At 48.3% G+C, this 3289-nt stretch carries 2 protein-coding genes; one reads left to right on the plus strand and one right to left on the minus strand.

Translation table 11 applies throughout. From position 1 onward, the window contains the following. Positions 1-700: 700 nt before the first annotated feature. Complete coding sequence (locus V7K56_RS08495; protein WP_334909452.1) at positions 701-2329, plus strand: flavin-containing monooxygenase; 1629 nt, start codon at positions 701-703, stop codon at positions 2327-2329. Positions 2330-2631: 302 nt separating this feature from the next. Here V7K56_RS08495 and V7K56_RS08500 read toward each other — a convergent pair whose 3' ends face one another. After that, entirely contained in the window at positions 2632-3072 is a 441-nt protein-coding gene (locus V7K56_RS08500) for a hypothetical protein (RefSeq protein ID WP_334909454.1), read from the minus strand. Positions 3073-3289: the final 217 nt, after the last annotated feature.

Here is a 3289-nt window from a genome sequence, read left to right on the forward strand (position 1 = left end):
TTGAGATTTCAGCAATATTCTTGTTTTACTGTTATATTTTGCGCTCTTTATTTATCTTTTACGGGTTTATCCGGTTAGGTGCAAGATGTGAGTAGCGATCGCACAAAAGTTATTGGGCAAGCTGGACTTGAAACTGAAATATATCGGTCGCTTGGGTAGCAGAAAAAACCGTCAGTGTGTTTATCAGTAGACTTTTCCGTAAATCTAAAACCCAGTCTGTACAAAAGTTTTAAAGAGTGCTTATATGTTTTCGCTCAAGATAGCAATCAGGGTTTGAGATAGTTGATGATAGTTTAGAAACAAAAAGTATGATTTTCAAATTTTGAGCGTCAGCACGATTTATTATTCTATAACAATCCGCAAAAACTATATATGGTATATATTAGGATTTATAAAAATAAAATTTTATATCCTGTTTTTACAAGAATTTAATTTTCAGACGGGTCTAATGTTGAAGATGCTCCGCCGATCGCAAGTGAGTATATAGATGCAATAAGAGTGCCTGCCAAGAGCGATCGCTACATAAGATTATGTCCTCTGGTATATTATGTCCTCTGGTTGATATTTTTAATGAGGCTATTTAGTTTATAGTTTGAGAACGCTTTAAAACAATGCTAAATCAAAACAGGGAGTAGTTAACGAACAGACAGATAAGCGAGGTCCCTGTCAGTTTAAATTACGACCCTGAGGAGGCTGAGATATGGCTGAGGTAAAATTGAACTCTATGGAAACCAACCAGAAGCCGGGCGTTGATTTCGATGTAGTAATTGTCGGTGCTGGGTTCGCTGGACTCTACATGCTGCACCGTATGCACGGGCTTGGGCTTTGTGCTTGCGTGTTGGAGGCGGGCAGCGGCGTCGGCGGTACGTGGTTTTGGAACCGCTATCCGGGGGCACAGTGCGACGTTGAGAGCATGGAGTATTCCTACCAATTCTCCGATGAGCTGCAACAAGAGTGGGTGTGGACGCAGCGGTACGCCTCGCAACCGGAGATTCTGCGATATCTCAATCACGTTGCGGATCGCTTCGATCTGCGGCGTGATATCCAATTCAACACGCGAGTGCTGACCGCCACCTTCAATGAAACAGCAGGGCGCTGGATCATCGAGACGAGTGCGGGTAATCGAGTGTCGGCACAATTCTGCATCATGGCGACGGGATGCCTCTCGTGCACGAATACTCCGAACTTCAAGGGAAGCGAGTGCTTCGCAGGGTCGTCGTATCACACTGGCAACTGGCCGCACGAGGGAGTTGACTTCACTGGCAAGCGTGTCGGCGTGATCGGCACAGGCTCGTCGGCTATTCAGTGTATTCCCCTGATCGCGCAGCAGGCGTCCCACCTCTTTGTTTTCCAGCGCACCCCTGCTTATACCATTCCCGCGCATAACGGTCCGCTCGACCCAGAGGTGCAACGAGAAATCAAAGCCAACTACGCCAATTTCAGAGCAGATAACAAGCTGCTGCCTTTCGGGGCCAACATTCCTTACAACGAGGTCTCAGCGTTAGCGACGCCGCCAAAAGAGCGGCAGTGCGAATACGAGGAGCGATGGGTGCGTGGCGGGTTGTCATTCTTCGGAGCGTTTGCCGACTTGTTGTTCAGTAAAGAAGCCAACGAGACAGCAGCAGAGTTTTTTTATGGGAAAATTCGCGAGACTGTACGCGATCCGGCCATTGCCGAGAAGCTGTTGCCTCGCACCGTCTTCGGCTGCAAGCGCTTGTGTGTCGATACAGGGTATTACCAAACGTTCAATCGGTCAAACGTTACATTGGTTGACGTGAGTAACTCGCCCATCGAGGAGATCGCCGAGCACGGTCTCACGGTGAAGGGCAAAGAATACGAGCTCGATGCCATCGTGTTCGCCACTGGGTATGACGCAATGACGGGCTCATTGCTGAAAATTGATATTCGCGGCAAGGGCGGGCGATCGCTCAAGGAGGCGTGGACCGAGGGTCCACGCACCTATCTTGGGGTTGCAATGGTTGGCTTCCCAAACCTATTCACTATCACCGGTCCCGGCAGTCCTTCCGTGCTGTCGAACATGATTCCGTCCATCGAGCAGCACGTTGAATGGATCGCCGACTGCGTTTTCTACGTTCGCAACCACGGCTTTGCGTGTATCGAACCGACGCTTGCGGCGCAAGATGCTTGGGTCAACCACGTCAACGAAGTGGCTAATGCCACGCTCCTTCCTACGTGCAACTCGTGGTATCTAGGGGCTAACATCCCTGGCAAGCCGCGCGTGTTCATGCCCTACCTCGGCTTCCCCCAATACGTGCACAAATGCAACGACGTTGCGGCAAAAGGCTACGAAGGGTTTGTATTGAATTGAAGAAGAATACATTCGTCAGAATTCAGGAGGGGAGACTTGGAAAGCTCTGCGGCTTGGCGTCAGAATCAAGACGCGACGCTCGAATACTCGCTACCGCTCCGCTATCGCGGACTTGAAGGAGCTTCGCTATCAGTGGGGGATTGGGACCCTTATAGGTGATTGTAGACCGCTAAATCGTACCCCTTTCCTACGGAACGCTCCGCGAACGGGGAAGCAAGCTACGCGCAGCGTCTGGAGAAAGAGAAGATTTAGCTCTTTTCTTAAACCCAGTTATTCATCCGCCCAACGGGAAAGGCAGTCGCTCATGGGGAGCCAGTGCGTTGGGCGGCTCTGCCGACTTGAAGCAACTGGCGTGGAAACCCCTTTCTGCGCGCTGCCTCACCAGTCACACTCCAATTCAATTTCTTATTCTGGTGACTGACGCCTTTATTCTGTTTTGATAAATTTTTATTTTCTCCACCTGCGCTTTCAAGTAACCGCTTTGCATTGGCAATAAATCCACCTTCCCAGCTTCCTGCTTGCAATTGCAGATTATGAGGAGCTTTTGGTGTAACTGAAGCACTTGTAGGAGAAATAGCTACGGTTGCCGCATAACGATTGACATTATTGATAGCAGCAGACATTACTGCACCACTACCCATTGAGTGACCTAAAGTAGCTAAACGCGATCTATCTACCTTTAGTTGTTTTATAAGTGCTTCATAAGCAACATCAAGATTTTGCTGAAGTGAATTTTTTCCCAACAGTTTAGGGACTGTGTGAATATTTATCGTTGGGATGAAGCAGGAGGCAGGAGGGAAGAGGGTTTAAGTCTATTTAATTTTTCTTAACATAGTTTGGTTTTTCCACATCGTTCTACTAGTGAGACTTTATAAATTTCTAAGCCCAAATATAACCAGACTTGGCTCTGTGAGCGGCAAATACGTCGATATGCGTATTTAACCAGCGAACAAAGCGAAA

The organism is Nostoc sp. (assembly GCF_036917535.1).
GTDB lineage: Bacteria > Cyanobacteriota > Cyanobacteriia > Cyanobacteriales > Nostocaceae > Nostoc.